At 67.7% G+C, this 15,052-nt stretch carries 17 protein-coding genes; 7 read left to right on the forward strand and 10 right to left on the reverse strand.

Annotated elements, in window-relative coordinates; genetic code table 11:
* The 4 genes from GSQ76_RS07045 to GSQ76_RS07060 all read right to left on the reverse strand — a co-directional run.
* On the reverse strand, window positions 1-254 hold a 254-nt coding region (locus GSQ76_RS07045), incomplete at its 3' end, for a hypothetical protein (RefSeq protein WP_216850940.1).
* Window positions 255-279: 25 nt separating this feature from the next.
* The gene (locus tag GSQ76_RS07050) at window positions 280-1,119 is read right to left on the reverse strand and encodes an inositol monophosphatase family protein (protein WP_158743206.1); all 840 of its coding nucleotides are present in this window, start codon (window positions 1,117-1,119) and stop codon (window positions 280-282) included.
* Window positions 1,120-1,154: 35 nt separating this feature from the next.
* Window positions 1,155-1,721 carry an elongation factor P gene (gene efp / locus GSQ76_RS07055; protein WP_158743207.1) on the reverse strand — a complete coding sequence of 189 codons (567 nt, stop codon included), beginning with the start codon at window positions 1,719-1,721 and terminating at the stop codon, window positions 1,155-1,157.
* 39 nt (window positions 1,722-1,760) lie between these two features.
* Window positions 1,761-2,804: a lysine-2,3-aminomutase-like protein gene (locus GSQ76_RS07060; protein WP_254070289.1), complete on the reverse strand. Its 1,044-nt coding sequence runs from the start codon at window positions 2,802-2,804 to the stop codon at window positions 1,761-1,763.
* A gap of 29 nt (window positions 2,805-2,833) precedes the next feature.
* On the opposite strand from GSQ76_RS07060, the gene epmA reads away from it, so the two are divergent.
* Window positions 2,834-3,826: an EF-P lysine aminoacylase EpmA gene (gene epmA, locus GSQ76_RS07065; RefSeq protein WP_158743209.1), complete on the forward strand. Its 993-nt coding sequence runs from the start codon at window positions 2,834-2,836 to the stop codon at window positions 3,824-3,826.
* A gap of 153 nt (window positions 3,827-3,979) precedes the next feature.
* Here the strand turns inward: epmA and otsB are convergent, their stop codons facing one another.
* The 5 genes from otsB to GSQ76_RS07090 are packed head-to-tail and all read right to left on the reverse strand — an operon-like array spanning window position 3,980 to window position 6,155.
* Entirely contained in the window at window positions 3,980-4,711 is a 732-nt protein-coding gene (gene otsB / locus GSQ76_RS07070; protein ID WP_158743210.1) for a trehalose-phosphatase, read from the reverse strand.
* Window positions 4,711-5,100, reverse strand: coding sequence for a DUF2155 domain-containing protein (locus tag GSQ76_RS07075; RefSeq protein WP_158743211.1), 390 nt, complete (start codon window positions 5,098-5,100; stop codon window positions 4,711-4,713). The genes otsB and GSQ76_RS07075 overlap by 1 nt, the downstream gene beginning before the upstream one ends.
* Complete coding sequence (locus GSQ76_RS07080) at window positions 5,100-5,312, reverse strand: hypothetical protein (protein WP_158743212.1); 213 nt, start codon at window positions 5,310-5,312, stop codon at window positions 5,100-5,102. Before GSQ76_RS07080 ends, GSQ76_RS07075 begins: the two co-directional genes overlap by 1 nt.
* Window positions 5,309-5,806, reverse strand: coding sequence for an outer membrane lipid asymmetry maintenance protein MlaD (mlaD, locus tag GSQ76_RS07085; protein WP_158743213.1), 498 nt, complete (start codon window positions 5,804-5,806; stop codon window positions 5,309-5,311). Before mlaD ends, GSQ76_RS07080 begins: the two co-directional genes overlap by 4 nt.
* A gap of 1 nt (window position 5,807) precedes the next feature.
* On the reverse strand, window positions 5,808-6,155 hold the full coding sequence (locus GSQ76_RS07090) for an NADH:ubiquinone oxidoreductase subunit NDUFA12 (protein WP_408836230.1): 348 nt from the start codon (window positions 6,153-6,155) through the stop codon (window positions 5,808-5,810).
* 171 nt (window positions 6,156-6,326) lie between these two features.
* On the opposite strand from GSQ76_RS07090, the gene GSQ76_RS07095 reads away from it, so the two are divergent.
* The 4 genes from GSQ76_RS07095 to GSQ76_RS32420 all read left to right on the forward strand — a co-directional run bounded on the left by GSQ76_RS07095 (window position 6,327) and on the right by GSQ76_RS32420 (window position 10,253).
* Entirely contained in the window at window positions 6,327-7,781 is a 1,455-nt protein-coding gene (locus GSQ76_RS07095) for a TSCPD domain-containing protein (protein WP_158743215.1), read from the forward strand.
* Window positions 7,781-8,245: a RidA family protein gene (locus GSQ76_RS07100; RefSeq protein WP_158743216.1), complete on the forward strand. Its 465-nt coding sequence runs from the start codon at window positions 7,781-7,783 to the stop codon at window positions 8,243-8,245. The genes GSQ76_RS07095 and GSQ76_RS07100 overlap by 1 nt, the downstream gene beginning before the upstream one ends.
* A 69-nt stretch (window positions 8,246-8,314) precedes the next feature.
* Window positions 8,315-9,469, forward strand: coding sequence for a GNAT family N-acetyltransferase (locus GSQ76_RS07105; RefSeq protein ID WP_158743217.1), 1,155 nt, complete (start codon window positions 8,315-8,317; stop codon window positions 9,467-9,469).
* A gap of 7 nt (window positions 9,470-9,476) precedes the next feature.
* Window positions 9,477-10,253, forward strand: a complete 777-nt coding sequence (locus tag GSQ76_RS32420) for a CatB-related O-acetyltransferase (protein ID WP_272482679.1) — start codon at window positions 9,477-9,479, stop codon at window positions 10,251-10,253.
* Between the two features lie 8 nt (window positions 10,254-10,261).
* On the opposite strand, the gene GSQ76_RS07115 is transcribed toward GSQ76_RS32420, so the two are convergent.
* The gene (locus GSQ76_RS07115; protein ID WP_158743218.1) at window positions 10,262-10,549 is read right to left on the reverse strand and encodes a hypothetical protein; all 288 of its coding nucleotides are present in this window, start codon (window positions 10,547-10,549) and stop codon (window positions 10,262-10,264) included.
* A 41-nt stretch (window positions 10,550-10,590) separates the two neighbouring features.
* Here GSQ76_RS07115 and GSQ76_RS07120 point away from each other — a divergent pair, with 41 nt between their 5' ends.
* Window positions 10,591-11,550: a metalloregulator ArsR/SmtB family transcription factor gene (locus GSQ76_RS07120; protein ID WP_158743219.1), complete on the forward strand. Its 960-nt coding sequence runs from the start codon at window positions 10,591-10,593 to the stop codon at window positions 11,548-11,550.
* Complete coding sequence (gene metH, locus GSQ76_RS07125; RefSeq protein WP_158743220.1) at window positions 11,547-15,035, forward strand: methionine synthase; 3,489 nt, start codon at window positions 11,547-11,549, stop codon at window positions 15,033-15,035. Before GSQ76_RS07120 ends, metH begins: the two co-directional genes overlap by 4 nt.
* The last annotated feature ends 17 nt before the right edge of the window (window positions 15,036-15,052 follow it).

Here is a 15,052-nt window from a genome sequence, read left to right on the forward strand (position 1 = left end):
CGCGGCGAGCCGTGGGTGACGGGCTTGGGCGCCGGGTGGGCTTCGCGGGCCGGCGGGTGATGCGCGGGCGGATGGCTGGCCGGTTTGGCCGCGGGCGACGCATGGGTCGCGGGTGCGGTGGGGCTTAAATGATCCAACGCGCCCTGGTTGACGCTGACCTGGGCCATGGCAGGCGCGAGGACGACCCCGGGCACCAGCATGGCAGCGAGCAATAACGTGCGAGTCACGCCGGTATGATAGCGCGGTCCATCCATGCCAGCTACCGCCTCAGCCAAACGTTCAGGCTGCACGCGATGCGGCGACGCCCTCGGCGACAACCTCCAGCAGCTTCGGGTGCAGATGCGAGTTGGCGGCGACGATGTCGATACCGGCCGGGTCCATCACCAGTTCGCCGCCCATGGTGTCGGTGGCGTATCCACCGGCCTCGCGCACGATCAGCGCACCGGCCGCGACGTCCCATGGCTTCGGGCCCAATTCCCAGTAGCCATCGTAGCGGCCGGCGGCGACCCAGGCGAGGTCCAACGCGGCGGCACCGAAGCGGCGGATTCCGGCGACGACGGGCATCAGCGTGCCGAGGGTGCGGGCGAAGGCCAGGCGGCGGGGGGCGGAGACGGAGGCGAAGGGGATGCCGGTGGCGAGCAGGGCGTCCTTCATGTCCTTGCGGCCTGAGACGCGGAGACGACGCTCGTTCAGGAAGGCGCCGGCGCCCTTCTCGGCCCAAAACATCTCGTCGTTCACGGGGTTGTAGACGCAGCCGGCGACGATCTCGCTGCCCGTGTCAGTCCGGCGTTCCAGGGCGACGCTGATGCACCAATGGGGCACGCCGTGCAGGTAGTTTGTGGTGCCGTCCAGCGGGTCGACGATCCAGCGCCACGACCAGTTGGGGCTGCCGACCATCCCGCCCTCCTCCAGCATGAAGGCATAGCCGGGGCGGGCGCGCTCCAACTCGGTCCGGATGGTCTGTTCGGACCGGATGTCGGCCTGGCTGACGAAATCGCCGGGGCCTTTGACGCTGACCTGCAGCTGCTCCACCTCGGCGAAGTCGCGCACCAGGCGACGGGACGCCTTTTGCACGGCGTTCTGCATCACCGTCATGTGGGGGGAGAGTTGGAGGGCCATGGCGTTCTACTGTCCTGAAGAGTGCTTGGGGCTGCTCAGCCCTTCGCACGCTCCACGTAGCTGCCGTCCTCGGTCTTGACCACGATGCGCTCCCCCGTCTCGATGAACGGCGGCACCAGGGTCTTCACGCCGTTGGACAGCTTGGCCGGCTTGTAGGAGCTGGCGGCGGTCTGGCCCTTCACCACGGGGTCGGCTTCCTCGACGGTGAGGATGACGGTGGCGGGGAGATGGATGCCGACCGGATCGCCTTCGACCGTGTCGACCTCGACCTCCATATTGTCCTGCAGGAAGGCGACCTGGTCGCCCAGAATCACGGACGGGATCATCGCCTGCTCGAACGTTTCCGGATCCATCAGGACGAGGTTGTCGCCGTCCGTGTAGGAGTAGGTGTAGTCCTTGGTGTCGGTCATCAGCCGCTCGACCGTGTCGGCGGTGCGCCACCGCTCGTTGGTCTTGTTGCCGGTCTTCATGTTGCGCATCTCGACCTGGATGAAGGCGCCGCCCTTCCCAGGAGTGATGATCTGCTGCTTGAGCACGGTCCAGCGATTGCCTTCGTGCTCGATCACCTGGCCGGCGCGGATCAGGTTGGCCTGCTGCTTCATGGTCTCTCGGGCTCTTACGGTATTTGGGAACGCGGTGGTCTAGCCGGTGACGGTCGGTGCGGCAAGCGCATGACTGCGTCCCGCCGGGTCACGAACCGTATCGGCGTCCAGATAATCGGGTCCGATGGGCACTTTGCCGTGCCCGCCGGGAATGTCCAGCACGTATGTCGGCCAGGCGAGCCCGGTGACGCGGCCGCGCAGGCTGGCGAGGATGGCGCGGCCTTCGGCGATCGGGACGTGGAAGCGGGCGGTGCCGGGCGCCGGGTCGAGTTGGTGCAGGTAGTACGGCTTGATCCGGGTGGCAAGCATGGCGCGGAACAGCGCTTCCAGCGCGTCGGGGGTGTCGTTTACGCCGCGGAGAAGCACGGATTGACCGAGGAGCGGGACGCCGAGGCGGTTGACCTCGCGCAGGGCGGCGCGGGCGTCGGGGGTGAACTCGGTGGCGTGGTTGGCGTGGACGACGAGCCAGAGCGGCTTTTCGGTTTCCAGCACTGGGGCGATGGCGCGCATTCGCGCCGGGTCGGCGACGGGGACGCGGCTGTGGATGCGCAGGGTTTGGATGTGCGGGATGGCGCCCAGCGCGTCCAGGATCGCGGCGAGGCGGCGGGGGGAGAGCAGCAACGGGTCGCCGCCGGTGAGGATGACCTCGGTGATCGCCTCGTGGGTGCGCAGCCAGTCCAGAGCGGTGGCGAGTTGGGCGTCGGTGAGCAGGCCGCCATCGGGGCCGACATGCTCCCGCCGGAAGCAAAAGCGGCAGTATACGGGACAGATCAGCAGCGGCTTCAGCAGGGCGCGGTCGGCGTAGCGGTGGACGATGCCGGGCACGGGGGAGAGCGCGTCGTCGCCGATGGGGTCGGCGCGTTCGTGGGGGGCGGTGGCGAGTTCGTCGGGGTGTGGGACAAACTGGCGGGCGATCGGGTCGCCGGGGTGGGTGATGAGGGCTGCCAAGGCGGGTGGGATGGCGACGGCGTAGCGCTCGCCCACCTGGTCCAGCAGGGCGCGGTCCTGCGGCGCGGCCAGCCCGGCGGCGATGAGGGCGGCGGCGTCGCGCAGTGTGTGGGCAGGGAGGGAGCCATCCGGCATGGTGGCGGGCGTGTAGTCCCGGAGGCTGAATGCCGCAACCATCTTGGCATCCCGAGCAGTTCGCCGCCCGCCTGCCCTTCCTGCGGCGCCGGGCCAGACTGACCCAGGCGACGCGCGCGTTCTTCGATGCGCGGGGGTATTTGGAGGTGGAGACGCCTTACGCCGTGCCCGTGCCCGGCGAGGAGGTGCATTTGCGCGCCTTCCGCACTGAGCATGTGGGCACGGACGGCACCCGAACGCCGTTATGGCTGCACACCAGCCCGGAATTTGCGATGAAAACCCTGCTGGTGGCGGGCGCCGGGCCGATTTTCCAGGTGGCGCGCGTTTGGCGAAACGAGGAAGGCAGCGACACCCATGCGCCCGAGTTCACCATGCTGGAATGGTATCGGCCCGGTGCCTCGCTGGCCGGGCTGATGGACGAGACGGAGGCGCTGCTGCGCGCGGTGCTGCCGCCGGTAGTGCGGTGTCGTGGGGTGGAGACGTCGCTGGCGGCGTTCGACCGGGTGAGTGTGGCGGAGGCGTTCACACGCTGGGTTGGGGCGGATGTGCTGGGCACGGCTGGCGACGCGCAGGGTTTGGCCGCCCAGGCGGGGGTGCGGCTGCGGGATGGCGAGGGGTGGGAGGATCTGTTCTTCCGCCTGTTGTTGGACCGGGTGGAACCGAACCTTGGGCGCGAGCGGCCGACGTTCCTGACGCATTGGCCTGCGGACCAGGCCGCGCTCGCCTGTCGCGACCCGGCGGACCCCCGGGCCGCGCTGCGGTTCGAGCTGTTCGTGTGTGGCATGGAGTTGGCGAACGCGTTCGAGGAATTGACCGATGCGACGGAGCAGCGCGCGCGGTTCGCCGCCGATCGGGCGCGGCGGGAGGCGCTGTACGGGCCGGGTTGGGGAACGGATGAACGGTTCCTGGCGGCGCTGGAGTTCGGCATGCCGGCGGGAAGCGGGATCGCGCTAGGGTTCGATCGGCTGGCGATGATCGCTGGCGGGGCGGACCGGATTGGGTTGGTGCAGTGGGCGGGCTAGGCGGTTGTGTGACGCACCCGGAACAGGACCTGCAAATCGACCCGATGCTGGCAGCGATGTCAGGGACCCGCTGAAGAGTGGTCGGGCGGCATTGGGGAAGGCACACCCGGCCGCGAGGCACCGAGCTTCGAAGGGTCGTGAGACGCAGGCTGCTTAGCCGTGCGTAAACGCCGCCCAGTCTCCGCGGCAGCGATCCAGCCAATCTCGCACCGCGCCAGGCGAGCCGAAGACGGTTGGCACGAACAATCCGGCGCCGCCCATGCGGCGGGCGACCACCATGCCATCCTCATCCGTCACGTCGTCGCCGATGAAGACGGGGCGGCGTCCCGCGAAGCCGGGCAGCGCCATCACTGCTTCGACCGCCAGGCCCTTGTCGGCGCCGCGGGGGCGGACTTCCCAGGCCATGTGGGCGGCGAGGAGTTGGAATTGCTCGGTCAATGGGAGCAGCAGGTCGATGAGGCCGGCGTGCAGGTCGGGGCCGGCGTCGGGGGCCTTGCGGAAATGCAGGCAGAAGCCGCGCGCCTTACGTTCCACAAGCACGCCTGGGTGGCGGGCGGCCAGGGCCTCGCCGGCGGCTAGTAGTTCGGGCGGCATAGCGGCGAGGTTGGGGCGTTGCAGCGGGGCGCCGAGGGCGGGGCGAAGGGCGCCGCCGTGTTCGCCGGCGACGGCGGGGATGAGGCCGGGCAGCAGGGCGTCGATCTGTTCGACGGGCCGGCCGGTGATGACGGCCAGGGCGCCGTTGAGTTCATCCCGCAGGCGGCCCAAGGCGAGCGGCAGGTTTGGCGGCACGATGACGCTGTCGGGGGTGGGGGCGAAGTCGAGCAGGGTGCCGTCCAGATCCAGCAGCAGCGCCGTCTCGGCGAAGGGCGGCAAGCCAGCGGGCATCAGTGGCAGGCCACCAGCCGAACATCGTAGACGGGGTGTTCCAGCATGTTCACCGCCGGTTCGTTGGCGAACATCCAGCCGTGGAAGCCCGGGGCGCCGGCGCGGCTGTCCTTGATGTCGAGATAGGCCGCGGAATCGATCGGCTGGTCTGGCGGGCGAACCGAGCAGGCGCGCAGGCTGATCGACAGCGAGGCGTTATCTGCCGCCTGCCCGACCTTCAGCGTCACCGCGGTGGACTTGGCGTTCACCTTGTCCAGCACCAACAGATCGGCGGTGTCGCGGGATAGCCAGGAACCGGGACCGGAGGGTGCGGAAGGGGTCGGTGCCGGGGTTTGCGCGACGGCGGCGGTCGCGGCCAACACAAAGGCGGCCAGCATCGCAACGCGCATCAGAACCGCTTCGGGCTGCGAAGCTCCGTCACCAGCTCGGCCAGGATGCGGCGCATGGCCGCCTCGTCCACGCCCATCAGCACCGCGTCCTCGAACGCATCCTGCATCACCTGGCGCAGTTCGGTGTGATTCTCGGTGAGGGTGCGCAGCTTTTCGCGACAACTGACCGGCGCACCATCGACGCCGGGCCAGGTCAGCACCGCTTGGGTCACGGGGTGGTCTTCTTCAGCGTGTCCATCTGCTTCTGCGCCGCTTCTGCAAGGTTGCCTACGTTGAAGATGAACTTGCCCAACAGGTCTTCAAGGTTCACGGCGGATTGAGTCACGGTGATCGTGCCGCCATCGGCCAGCATCTTCTCGTCCCCGCCGGTCGCCAGGGAGATGAAGTTGCCGCCGAGCAGGCCGCCAGTTGCGATGGTGGCGCTGCTGTCGGATGACAGCTTGATATCGCTCTGCACCGTGAAGGTGGCGACTGCCTGATAGGATTTCGGATCGATCTGGAGGTTGGTGACGCTGCCGACCTTCAATCCGGCGATGCGCACATCGGCGCCGCTGGAGATGCCGCCCACATTGTCGAACGCGGCATGCAGGCTGTAGCCGCCCAGCCCAGTGCGCCCGGTATTGGCGACCGCGTAGCTCAGGAACCCCACTGCGACGAGCAGCACGACGGCACCGGCGGCGATTTCCGCCGCAGAACGACGCGCCATGCTAGCTGCCTGGTGTCCAAGATTCGTAGTCACCGGGGGCGGGAGGACGCTTGCCACCCAGATAGTCGCTGCCCGGCGGGCGATAGCCGAGCGGGGTGCCGGTCAGGTTCGGCTCGTGCGGCTTCTGCCAGGCACGGCGGACGTTTTCCGGCAGGGGAGCGTCGGTGGTGTAGTGCAGCCAGGCGTGCCATTCGGGCGGAATGGTGCTGGCCTCCAACTCGCCGGCGTACATCACCCAGCGACGGCGACGCAGATCACCCCCGCTGATCTTCTTCTTCTCATAGTAAATATTACCGATTGCATCCTTGCCGACCATCCGGCCGGTGAGGGAGGTGACGAGGCGCATCATCAGGGTCATGCGAGGGTTATAGCAGCGTCGGCAGGCGGGTCCACTGGGCAGGTGCAGCGCAGCACGACAGATGTGAGCACGGCGAGGTTACCCACAGCATTTTGTGGTGTGAAGGCGACTAGACGCAAAATCCGGCTTTCCTGCTGCAGTTGTGCGGGCTAGCCTAGGGGCATGAAAACCGACCGGACTTGGCAAGGCGTGCGGCTGCGGCAGATCGATGCGGCGGTCGACCCGGATTCGCCAACGCGCCCGGTGCGCCTCCCCGCCTCGTGGGATGACGCTGCGGCGGCTGCGGTGTGTGAGTTGGCGCCGGGCACGGGGCGCGTGTCGCTGCCCGCGCTGGCGCAATCGTGGATCCTTCCGCTGTCGGCCCGAGCCAAGGAGGCTGGCGTCGCCGGCTTGGCGGACCGGCTGCATACGCTGCTGCTGCTGCGCCAGGGTGCGCCAACCGAGGGCGTGTGGCGCGGCTCGCCGGGCGATACGCCGGGCTTCGTGCTGAACCTGCCCGCCTTCCACGACACCGCCGCCGGCTTCGATGTGGAGGCGTTTGGCGACGCCGTTGCCACTGCGGCGGAGGCATTGCACCTGCTGGCGCCGCACGCGACGCAATATGCCGTCAGCATGGCCGATCTGGCCGGGCTGCTGGCGGCGTTGGGTCTGGAATATTCGAGCAAGCCGGCGCGGGATGTTGCAGCCTGCCTGGCGGGGCTGCTGCGCGGCCGGGTCGACGCGGTGCTGGCCGGGCCGCAGCCGGATCTGCTGGCGGCGATCCCATCCTGGCCGGCTGCGCCATCGCAATGCGTGGTGCCGGGGTTGGCGGTTGCGGCAGCGACCGCCCGCGCGGCGGCGCTGCGCAGTGGCAGCGTGCGGCCGGGCACCGCCATTCTGGCGCCCAGCGCGACCGATGCGCTGCTGGGCGTAGAAACTGGCGGCATCGCGCCGGCCTTTGCGCCCGTGGGACCGAATGGATTGCTGCGCGCCACCCGTGCCTGGATGACGGCGCGCGGCATTTCGCAGGATGCAGCCTTGGCAGCGGCGCTGGCGGGGGAGCCGGTGGTGCCGATTGCCGCCGTGTCCGATCACGCGGCCATGCATGATGCGGTGGCGCCGCTGCTGAACACGATGCCGGCGCGGCCGACCGCCTCGCCCTCCCCGGCGAATGACACGAAGCGGGAGGAACTGCCCTCCCGCCGTCGTGGCTACACCCAGAAGGCGGCCATCGGCGGGCATCGTGTGTTCCTGCGGACCGGGGAATATGCCGATGGCCGGTTGGGCGAGATCGGGCTGGCCTTACCGCGGGAAAGTGCGGCGGTGCGCGGCCTGGCGGATGCGTTCGCGGCCGCCTTGTCGGTTGGCCTGCAGCACGGCACGCCGCTGGACGCCTATGTCGACGCCCTGGCGCATGCCCGCTTCGCCCCTGCCGGCGCGGTGGAGGGTGACGCGGCGATCGACCGCGCCAGTTCCATTCCCGATTATGTGGCCCGATCGCTGGCCGCGAGCTATCTTGGCCGGGTCGTCCCTGCGGACGGCGCCGCTTTGCCGCCCGAACCGGAGGAAACGCCCTTGCTGCCGTTGGATCTGCCCCGCCGCCGTGCCCGTGTCGCCCTGCGCCTGGTCGCCGGCTGATGGGGATCGTCGAAGCCCGGCTGAAGGAACTCGGCATCGAGTTGCCGACCCCGATGGCCCCAATGGCGAATTACGTGCCGTTCGTTCGCACGGGTGACCTGGTGGTCGTGTCTGGCCAGGTGCCGGCGAAGGACGGCAAGATTGCCGTGACCGGCAAGGTTGGCGACACCGTGACGGTCGAACAAGGGCAGGAAGCCGCCAAGCTGTGCCTCATCAACGTGCTGGTGCATCTGCGTGCCGCCTGCGAGGGCGATCTGGACCGGGTGGTGCGCGTCGTGCGCCTGGGTGGTTTCATTGCCAGCCCGGCCAGCTTCAGCCAGCATGCGCTGGTGATGAATGGCGCGTCGGACCTGGCGGTCGCGGTGTTCGGCGATGCCGGGCGCCATGCACGCTCCACCATCGGCGTGCCGGCGCTGCCGGGCGATGCCGCGGTCGAGGTCGAGGGTATGTTTGCCATCCGCTAAACGCATGCTGTGATCGGGGCCGCATTATCTGGGCTGGCGGCCCCATGCTGCACTGCCATATGCTTTGGCATGCCCTGTGGCTCCCTGACCCTCTCGCTGCACCCCTCCATCGCAACCATCGACAAGGCGGAGTGGGATGCGTGCGCGGGGGACGACAATCCCTTCGTCAGCCACGCCTTCCTGTCCGCGGTCGAGGATAGCGGATCGGCGGGGGCGCGCACCGGGTGGCTGCCGCAGCACGCGGCGTTGCGGGACGAGACGGGGATGCTGGTGGCCGCGGTGCCGATGTACGCGAAATCCAACAGCTACGGCGAATACGTGTTCGACCACGGCTGGGCGAATGCGTTCGAGCAGGCGGGCGGGGATTATTACCCGAAGCTGCAGGTGGCGATCCCATTCTCCCCCGTGCCCGGGCCGCGGCTGTTGCTGCACCCCAAGGGCGGGGTTCCGGCGGAGGCTGTGGCGCAAGCGCTGGTGCAGGCTTGCGAGGAGCTGAAGCTATCGGGCGTGCACGCGACCTTCTGCACCGAGGCGGAGTATGAGGCGCTGGGCCGCGCCGGGTGGCTGCAGCGGTTGGGGCAGCAATACCATTGGGAAAACAATGGTTACGCGACGTTCGAGGATTTCCTCGGCGCGCTGTCGTCCCGCAAGCGCAAGGTGCTGCGGCGGGAGCGGCGGGACGCCAATGCCGCCGGTCTGGAATTCCGCACCCTGCGCGGGCACGAGATCGGGCGGCGGGAATGGGACGCGTTCTACCGCTTCTATCAGTCCACCGTGGATCGCAAATGGGGCAGCGCCTACCTGACCAAGCGGTTCTTCCCGATGCTGGGGGATCGGCTGGGCGACCGGGTGGTGCTGATGTTGGCCGAGCATGACGGGGAGCCCGTGGCCGGTGCGCTGAACCTGATGGGCCGCGACGCGCTGTATGGCCGCAACTGGGGCTGCAAGGGCGACTGGCCGTTCCTGCATTTCGAACTTTGCTACTACCGCGCCATCGAATTCGCGATCGAGCACAAGCTGGCGCGGGTGGAAGCGGGCGCCCAGGGCCAGCACAAGATCCAGCGCGGCTACCTGCCGAAACCCACCTACTCCGCCCATTGGCTGACCCATAGCGGGCTGCGCAATGCGGTGGACGACTTCCTGCAGCGCGAGCGCCCGGCGATGCTGGCGGGCATGATGGAGTTGGAGGCGGAGTTCTCCCCGTATCGCAAGGGCGAGGACTAGGCTCGTCATGGCGATCGTGAATGCCGGGTTGCGGGAGCATTTGCGGCAGAGTGGGGTCGAATGCCTGCTGCCGGATGGGTCGGTGATCACCGACCGCGCAGTGTTCGAGCCGCCATGTGGGCTGAAATTCCTGGATACGGCGCATGCGTTCCACCTGGGCGCCTATAGCTACGGCGTCAGCGGGTTTTGCTCCGCGGTCACGATCGGGCGGTATTGCTCAATGGGGGAAGCGGTGCAGATCGGCCGCGGCAGTCACCCGGTGGCGTGGATGAGCACGAGCCCGGTGTTCTACACCTATCCTCAGACGCTGTTCGATGTGGGTACGGGGTTCGATGGCGGGCCGGATTATGCCGCGTATCGGCCTGGGCCGCCGGGGGACATTCCGGTGAAGACTGCGCGCACGATCAACGACTTCTTGCAGCAGACCATTATCGGCAACGATGTCTATGTCGGGCACGGCGCCTTCATTTCGCCAGGCGTGACGATCGGGGATGGCGCGGTGGTGGCGGCGCATGCGGTGGTGACGAAGGACGTGCCGGCCTACGCCATCGTCGGCGGCAACCCGGCGGCAGTGATCCGCATGCGGTTCGCGCCGGAGATCTGCACCGCGTTGCAGGAGCTTGCCTGGTGGCGGTTCGCGCCCAGCCAGTTGCACGGCACGCCATTCGCGCAGATCGAGCGGGCGGTTGACGCCCTGCGGGCAAGGCTGCCGGGAATGCAGCCTTACCAACCGCGCAAGGTCATTTTGCATCGGAGCGCCTTGGAGCCGCCGCCCGGACCGTGAGGACGGTTTCAGCCTAGGCGGAAGCGGGCGGTCAGCACCGGGTCGGTCTGGAGCGCCTGGCGGAGACCGGCATGGTCCGCTGCCACCACGACGCGGCGGAACCATGGTATGGTGCCACGCACCCGATCCAGGAACAGCCGGTCGAACCCGGCCGCATCTGGCGAGCGGGCGACGCAGCACGTGCAGCCATTGGGATGCACTGCCGGGCCGTCGGCTTCGGTCACCAGCAACACGTCGCCCTCGCCGGGCTCGACGCCGAAGACCACTGGGATGCGGGCATCAACGAATATGGTCATGCGCCTAGACATAAGGATATCTTTATGTCACATCAAGCGCTATGGACGCACTTCTCCTCGCTTTACGCGCCTGCGCCGAACCGACCCGGCTGCGTTTGCTGGCCCTGGCTGGCCGCGGCGCGTTCTGCGTGATGGAGTTTACCGAGATATTGGGCCAGTCGCAGCCGCGCCTATCCCGCCATCTGCGCCTGCTGGTGGAGGCTGGGGTGATGGAGCGGGTGCGTGAGGGCGCCAATGTCTGGTTCACCCTGCCGCACAACCCTGGCATCACGCGCGACTTGCTGGCCCGCCTGCCCGCCGAAGACCCGGTGTTGGAGGCGGACCGCCGCCAGGCCGCCCGGGTGCTGGCGGAGCGGGCGCGGATTGCCTCCGAAAGCTTCCGCAAGCAGGGGGCCGATTGGGACGAGGCGCGGGCGATGGCCCTGCCCGTCGACGCGATCGAGACCGCGGTGGCGGAGGCGGTGGGGGAGAAGCCCGGGCGGCTGCTGGATATCGGTACCGGCACCGGGCTGCTGCTGGAGCGGTTGGCCCCGCGGGTCGACCGTGGATTGGGGGTGGATGCCAGCCGGGCCATGCTCGCCCTGGCCCGGTCGCGGCTGTCGAAGCCGGAATTGGCGCATTGCGCGGTGCGCCAGGCGGACATGTATCGCCTGCCGCTGACCGACGGCTCGTTCGACACGGCAGTGCTGCAGATGGTGCTGCATTATGCCGAGGACCCGGCCGCCGCGCTGGCCGAGGCGCGGCGCGTGCTGCGGCCCGGCGGATTGCTGCTGGTGGTGGACCTGCTGCAGCACGACCGCACCGAGTTGACGGAACGGCTGGCGCATCGCTGGCCGGGTTTCGATGACGCTACCCTCGTATCGCTGATGCAGCAGGTCGGGTTGACGCCGGGCACGCCGATTACGGTGCCGGGGCCGCTGCCGGTCCGCATCTGGCCGGCTACCCCGGCCGAAATTCCGACCATTGAATATCCCGTGCCATCCCTCAAGGAATTCGCATGACCCGTCGTCCCCATTTGCTCGATGCCCTGCGCGACCGCGTGCTGCTGTGCGACGGCGGCATGGGCAGCCGCGTGCAGGCGCTGACCCTGGATGTCGAGAAGGATTACTGGAACCGCGAGAACTGCACCGAGGTGCTGAACCTGTCGCGGCCGGACATGGTGCGGGAAATCCACCGCGGCTATTACCTGGCCGGCGCCGACATGGTGGAAACCAACAGCTTCGGCGGCAGCCCGATCACGTTGGCCGAGTTCGAGCTGGAGGACCGCACGCACGAGATCAACAAGGTCGCTGCCGAGTTGGCGCGTGAGGCGGCGGATAGTTTTGCCGATGGGCGGGATCGCTGGGTGATCGGGTCGGTCGGGCCGGGAACGAAGCTGCCGTCGCTGGGGAATATTGCATACGATCCGCTGGAGGCGGCGCTGGCGCAGCAATGCGCCGGGCTGATCGATGGCGGGGTGGATGCGATCCTGATCGAGACGTGCCAGGACACGCTGCAAATCAAGGCGGCGGTGAACGGGGCGAAGATCGCTCGGGCAGCGGCGGGCACGGATACGCCGATCTTCGTGCAGGTGACGGTTGAGACGACGGGGACGTTGCTGGTGGGGCCGGATATCGCGGCTGCGGCGACGGTGATCCACGCGTTGGACGTGCCGCTGATCGGGTTGAACTGCGCCACCGGGCCGCAGGAAATGAGCGAGCATGTGCGGTGGCTGGCGGCGAACTGGCCGGGGCTGCTGTCGATCCAGCCGAATGCCGGGCTGCCGGAGTTGGTGAACGGCGCCACGCACTACCCGCTCGGCGCGCCGGAGATGGCGAGTTGGGTGGAGCGGTTCGTGCTGGAAGACGGGCTGAACCTGGTGGGCGGCTGCTGCGGCACGTCCATCGAGCACATCGCCGGGCTGGACCAGATGCTGCGCAAGCATGCGGCGTGGCGGCCGGCGCCGGTGGCCCGCACGCATCACTGGGTGCCGTCGGTCGCCAGCCTGTACGGCCAGACGCCGCTGCGGCAGGAGAACAGCTATTTCTCCATCGGCGAGCGCTGCAACGCCAATGGGTCGAAGAAATGGCGCGAGTTGCAGGAGAAGGCGGACTGGGATGGCTGCGTGTCCGTGGGGCGCGAGCAGGTGGGCGAAGGCTCCAACAGCCTGGATATCTGCACCGCGTTCGTTGGCCGCGACGAAGTGGCGGAGATGAACGAGGTCATCACCCGGTTCACCTCCAGCGTGAATGCGCCGCTGGTGATCGACAGCACGGAAACCAACGTGATCGAGGCGGCCCTGAAGCTGCATGGCGGCAAGCCGATCATCAACTCGATCAACTTCGAGGATGGCGAGAAGGCGGCAGAGGATCGGCTGATCCTGGCCAAGAAGTTCGGCGCCGCGGTGATCGCGCTGACGATCGACGAAGTGGGCATGGCGAAGAAGCCGGAGGAGAAGTTGGCGGTCGCCAAGCGGCTGGTGGAGTTCGCCTGCGACAAGTACGGGCTGCCGCAGAGCGATCTGATGATCGACCCGCTGACCTTCACGATCGCCACCGGCAATGAGGATGATCGCAAGCTGGGGCAGTGGACGCTGGAGGGCATTGCGGCGATCAGCCAAGCGTATCCGGACATCCAGATCATCCTGGGGCTGTCCAACATCTCATTCGGGCTGAACGCGGCGGCGCGGGCGGTGCTGAACAGCGTGTTCCTGGACCATGCGGTGAAGGCGGGGATGACGGGGGCGATCGTGCACGTGTCCAAGATCCGGCCGCTGCACCTGATTGCGCCGGAGGAGGTGCAGGTGTGCGAGGACCTGATCTTCGATCGGCGGCGCGAGGGTTATGACCCGCTGCAGAAGCTGTTGGAGATCTTTGCCGACCGCAAGCTGGCGGACGCGACGAAGAAAGTGCGGTCCGAGACGGTGGAGGGCCGGCTGAAGGATCGCATCGTCGACGGCGACCGCAAAGGGCTGGGCGACGAGTTGGACGAGGCGATGAAGACGCTGCCGCCGCTGACCATCATCAACGAGATCCTGCTGGACGGGATGAAGGTGGTGGGCGAGCTATTCGGCTCGGGCAAGATGCAGTTGCCGTTCGTGCTGCAATCGGCGGAGACCATGAAGGCCGCGGTGGCGCATCTGGAACCGCATATGGAGAAGATCGAGGGCCAGGAGAAAGGCACCATCGTGCTGGCGACCGTGAAGGGCGACGTGCACGATATCGGCAAAAACCTGGTCGACATCATCCTGACCAATAACGGCTACCGGGTGATCAACCTGGGCATCAAGGTGCCGCTGGCCGACATGGTGGCGGCGGTGAAAGAGCATCGGGCGCATGCGATCGGGATGTCGGGACTGCTGGTGAAGTCCACCGTGGTGATGCGCGAGAATTTGGAAGAGATGACCCGGCAGGGCCTGGAAATCCCCGTCATGCTGGGCGGGGCGGCGCTGACGCGGAATTACGTCGAGGATGATTGCGTGCAGGCCTATGGCGGCGGCCGGGTCGCCTATGCGCGGGATGCGTTCGACGGGCTGCACCTGATGGACCGGGTGACCGGCAACGGGTTCGACGACTATTTGGCGGCGATCCAGGCCAAACGGGTCGGCAAGTCGCGCAACACGAAGCGGACGCTGGGCCAGGCCGACAAGGCGGCGTTCCGTCCGGTGGATGTGGCCGAGGTGCGTAAGCGCCGCCACCGGCTGACGCTGGACGTGCCCGTGGTGGAGCCGCCGTTCTGGGGGCCGCGGGTGCTGGAGAGCACGCCCAAGGCGGTGCTGCCGTTTCTGAACGAGCGCAGCCTGTACCAATTCCAGTGGGGATTCCGCAAGCAGGGCCGCACGCTGGAGGATTTCCTGGGCTGGGCCAAGCAGGAATTGCGCCCGATCATGAAGCGCATGTTCACCCTGTGCGAGACGGAGAACATCCTGCGGCCGCAGGCGGTCTACGGCTATTGGAAGGCCGCCGGGCAAGGCAACGATCTGATCGTGTTCGAGCAGGATGGCACCACCGAGGTGGCTCGGTTCTCGCTGCCGCGGCAGCCGAAGGAGGATGGCGAGTGCATCGCCGATTTCTTCCGTGACGTGGACGATGCGGAGCGGGACGTGATCGGGTTGCAGGTGGTGACGGTGGGCCAGAAGGCGTCCGACACGGCGCGGCTGTGGTTCGAGGATAATCGCTACCAGGATTACCTGTATCTGCACGGGCTGTCGGTGGAGTTGGCGGAGGCGATGGCGGAATACACGCATAAGCGGATCCGCGCCGAATGCGGCTTCGCGGCGGAGGATGACCGCGACATGGAGAAGATGCTGGCGCAATCGTATCGCGGCAGCCGGTATAGTTTTGGTTATCCGGCCTGCCCGAAGCTGGAGGACCAGGTGCCGCTGCTGCAATTGCTGGGCGGCGAGAAGATCGGAGTCGAGATCAGCGACGAATGGCAGTTGCACCCGGAGCAGAGCACGAGCGCGATCGTGGTGTTGAACCCGAAGGCGAAGTATTTCTCGGTTTAACGAGGGGTGCAGGGGAC

This window comes from Acidisphaera sp. L21 (assembly GCF_009765685.1).
Taxonomy (GTDB): Bacteria; Pseudomonadota; Alphaproteobacteria; order Acetobacterales; family Acetobacteraceae; genus LMUY01.

Coding starts and splice junctions, on each gene's coding strand:
- mlaD (WP_158743213.1), bottom strand. CDS start 5,806: ATGGCGCGTCGTTCTGCGGCGGAAATCGCCGCCGGTGCCGTCGTGCTG.
- GSQ76_RS07075 (WP_158743211.1), bottom strand. CDS start 5,100: ATGCGCGTTGCGATGCTGGCCGCCTTTGTGTTGGCCGCGACCGCCGCC.
- GSQ76_RS07095 (WP_158743215.1), top strand. CDS start 6,327: ATGAAAACCGACCGGACTTGGCAAGGCGTGCGGCTGCGGCAGATCGAT.
- GSQ76_RS07100 (WP_158743216.1), top strand. CDS start 7,781: ATGGGGATCGTCGAAGCCCGGCTGAAGGAACTCGGCATCGAGTTGCCG.
- GSQ76_RS07120 (WP_158743219.1), top strand. CDS start 10,591: ATGGACGCACTTCTCCTCGCTTTACGCGCCTGCGCCGAACCGACCCGG.
- otsB (WP_158743210.1), bottom strand. CDS start 4,711: ATGCCCGCTGGCTTGCCGCCCTTCGCCGAGACGGCGCTGCTGCTGGAT.
- metH (WP_158743220.1), top strand. CDS start 11,547: ATGACCCGTCGTCCCCATTTGCTCGATGCCCTGCGCGACCGCGTGCTG.
- GSQ76_RS07050 (WP_158743206.1), bottom strand. CDS start 1,119: ATGGCCCTCCAACTCTCCCCCCACATGACGGTGATGCAGAACGCCGTG.
- GSQ76_RS07105 (WP_158743217.1), top strand. CDS start 8,315: ATGCCCTGTGGCTCCCTGACCCTCTCGCTGCACCCCTCCATCGCAACC.
- GSQ76_RS07060 (WP_254070289.1), bottom strand. CDS start 2,804: ATGCCGGATGGCTCCCTCCCTGCCCACACACTGCGCGACGCCGCCGCC.
- epmA (WP_158743209.1), top strand. CDS start 2,834: ATGCCGCAACCATCTTGGCATCCCGAGCAGTTCGCCGCCCGCCTGCCC.
- GSQ76_RS32420 (WP_272482679.1), top strand. CDS start 9,477: ATGGCGATCGTGAATGCCGGGTTGCGGGAGCATTTGCGGCAGAGTGGG.
- GSQ76_RS07090 (WP_408836230.1), bottom strand. CDS start 6,155: ATGATGCGCCTCGTCACCTCCCTCACCGGCCGGATGGTCGGCAAGGAT.
- efp (WP_158743207.1), bottom strand. CDS start 1,721: ATGAAGCAGCAGGCCAACCTGATCCGCGCCGGCCAGGTGATCGAGCAC.
- GSQ76_RS07115 (WP_158743218.1), bottom strand. CDS start 10,549: ATGACCATATTCGTTGATGCCCGCATCCCAGTGGTCTTCGGCGTCGAG.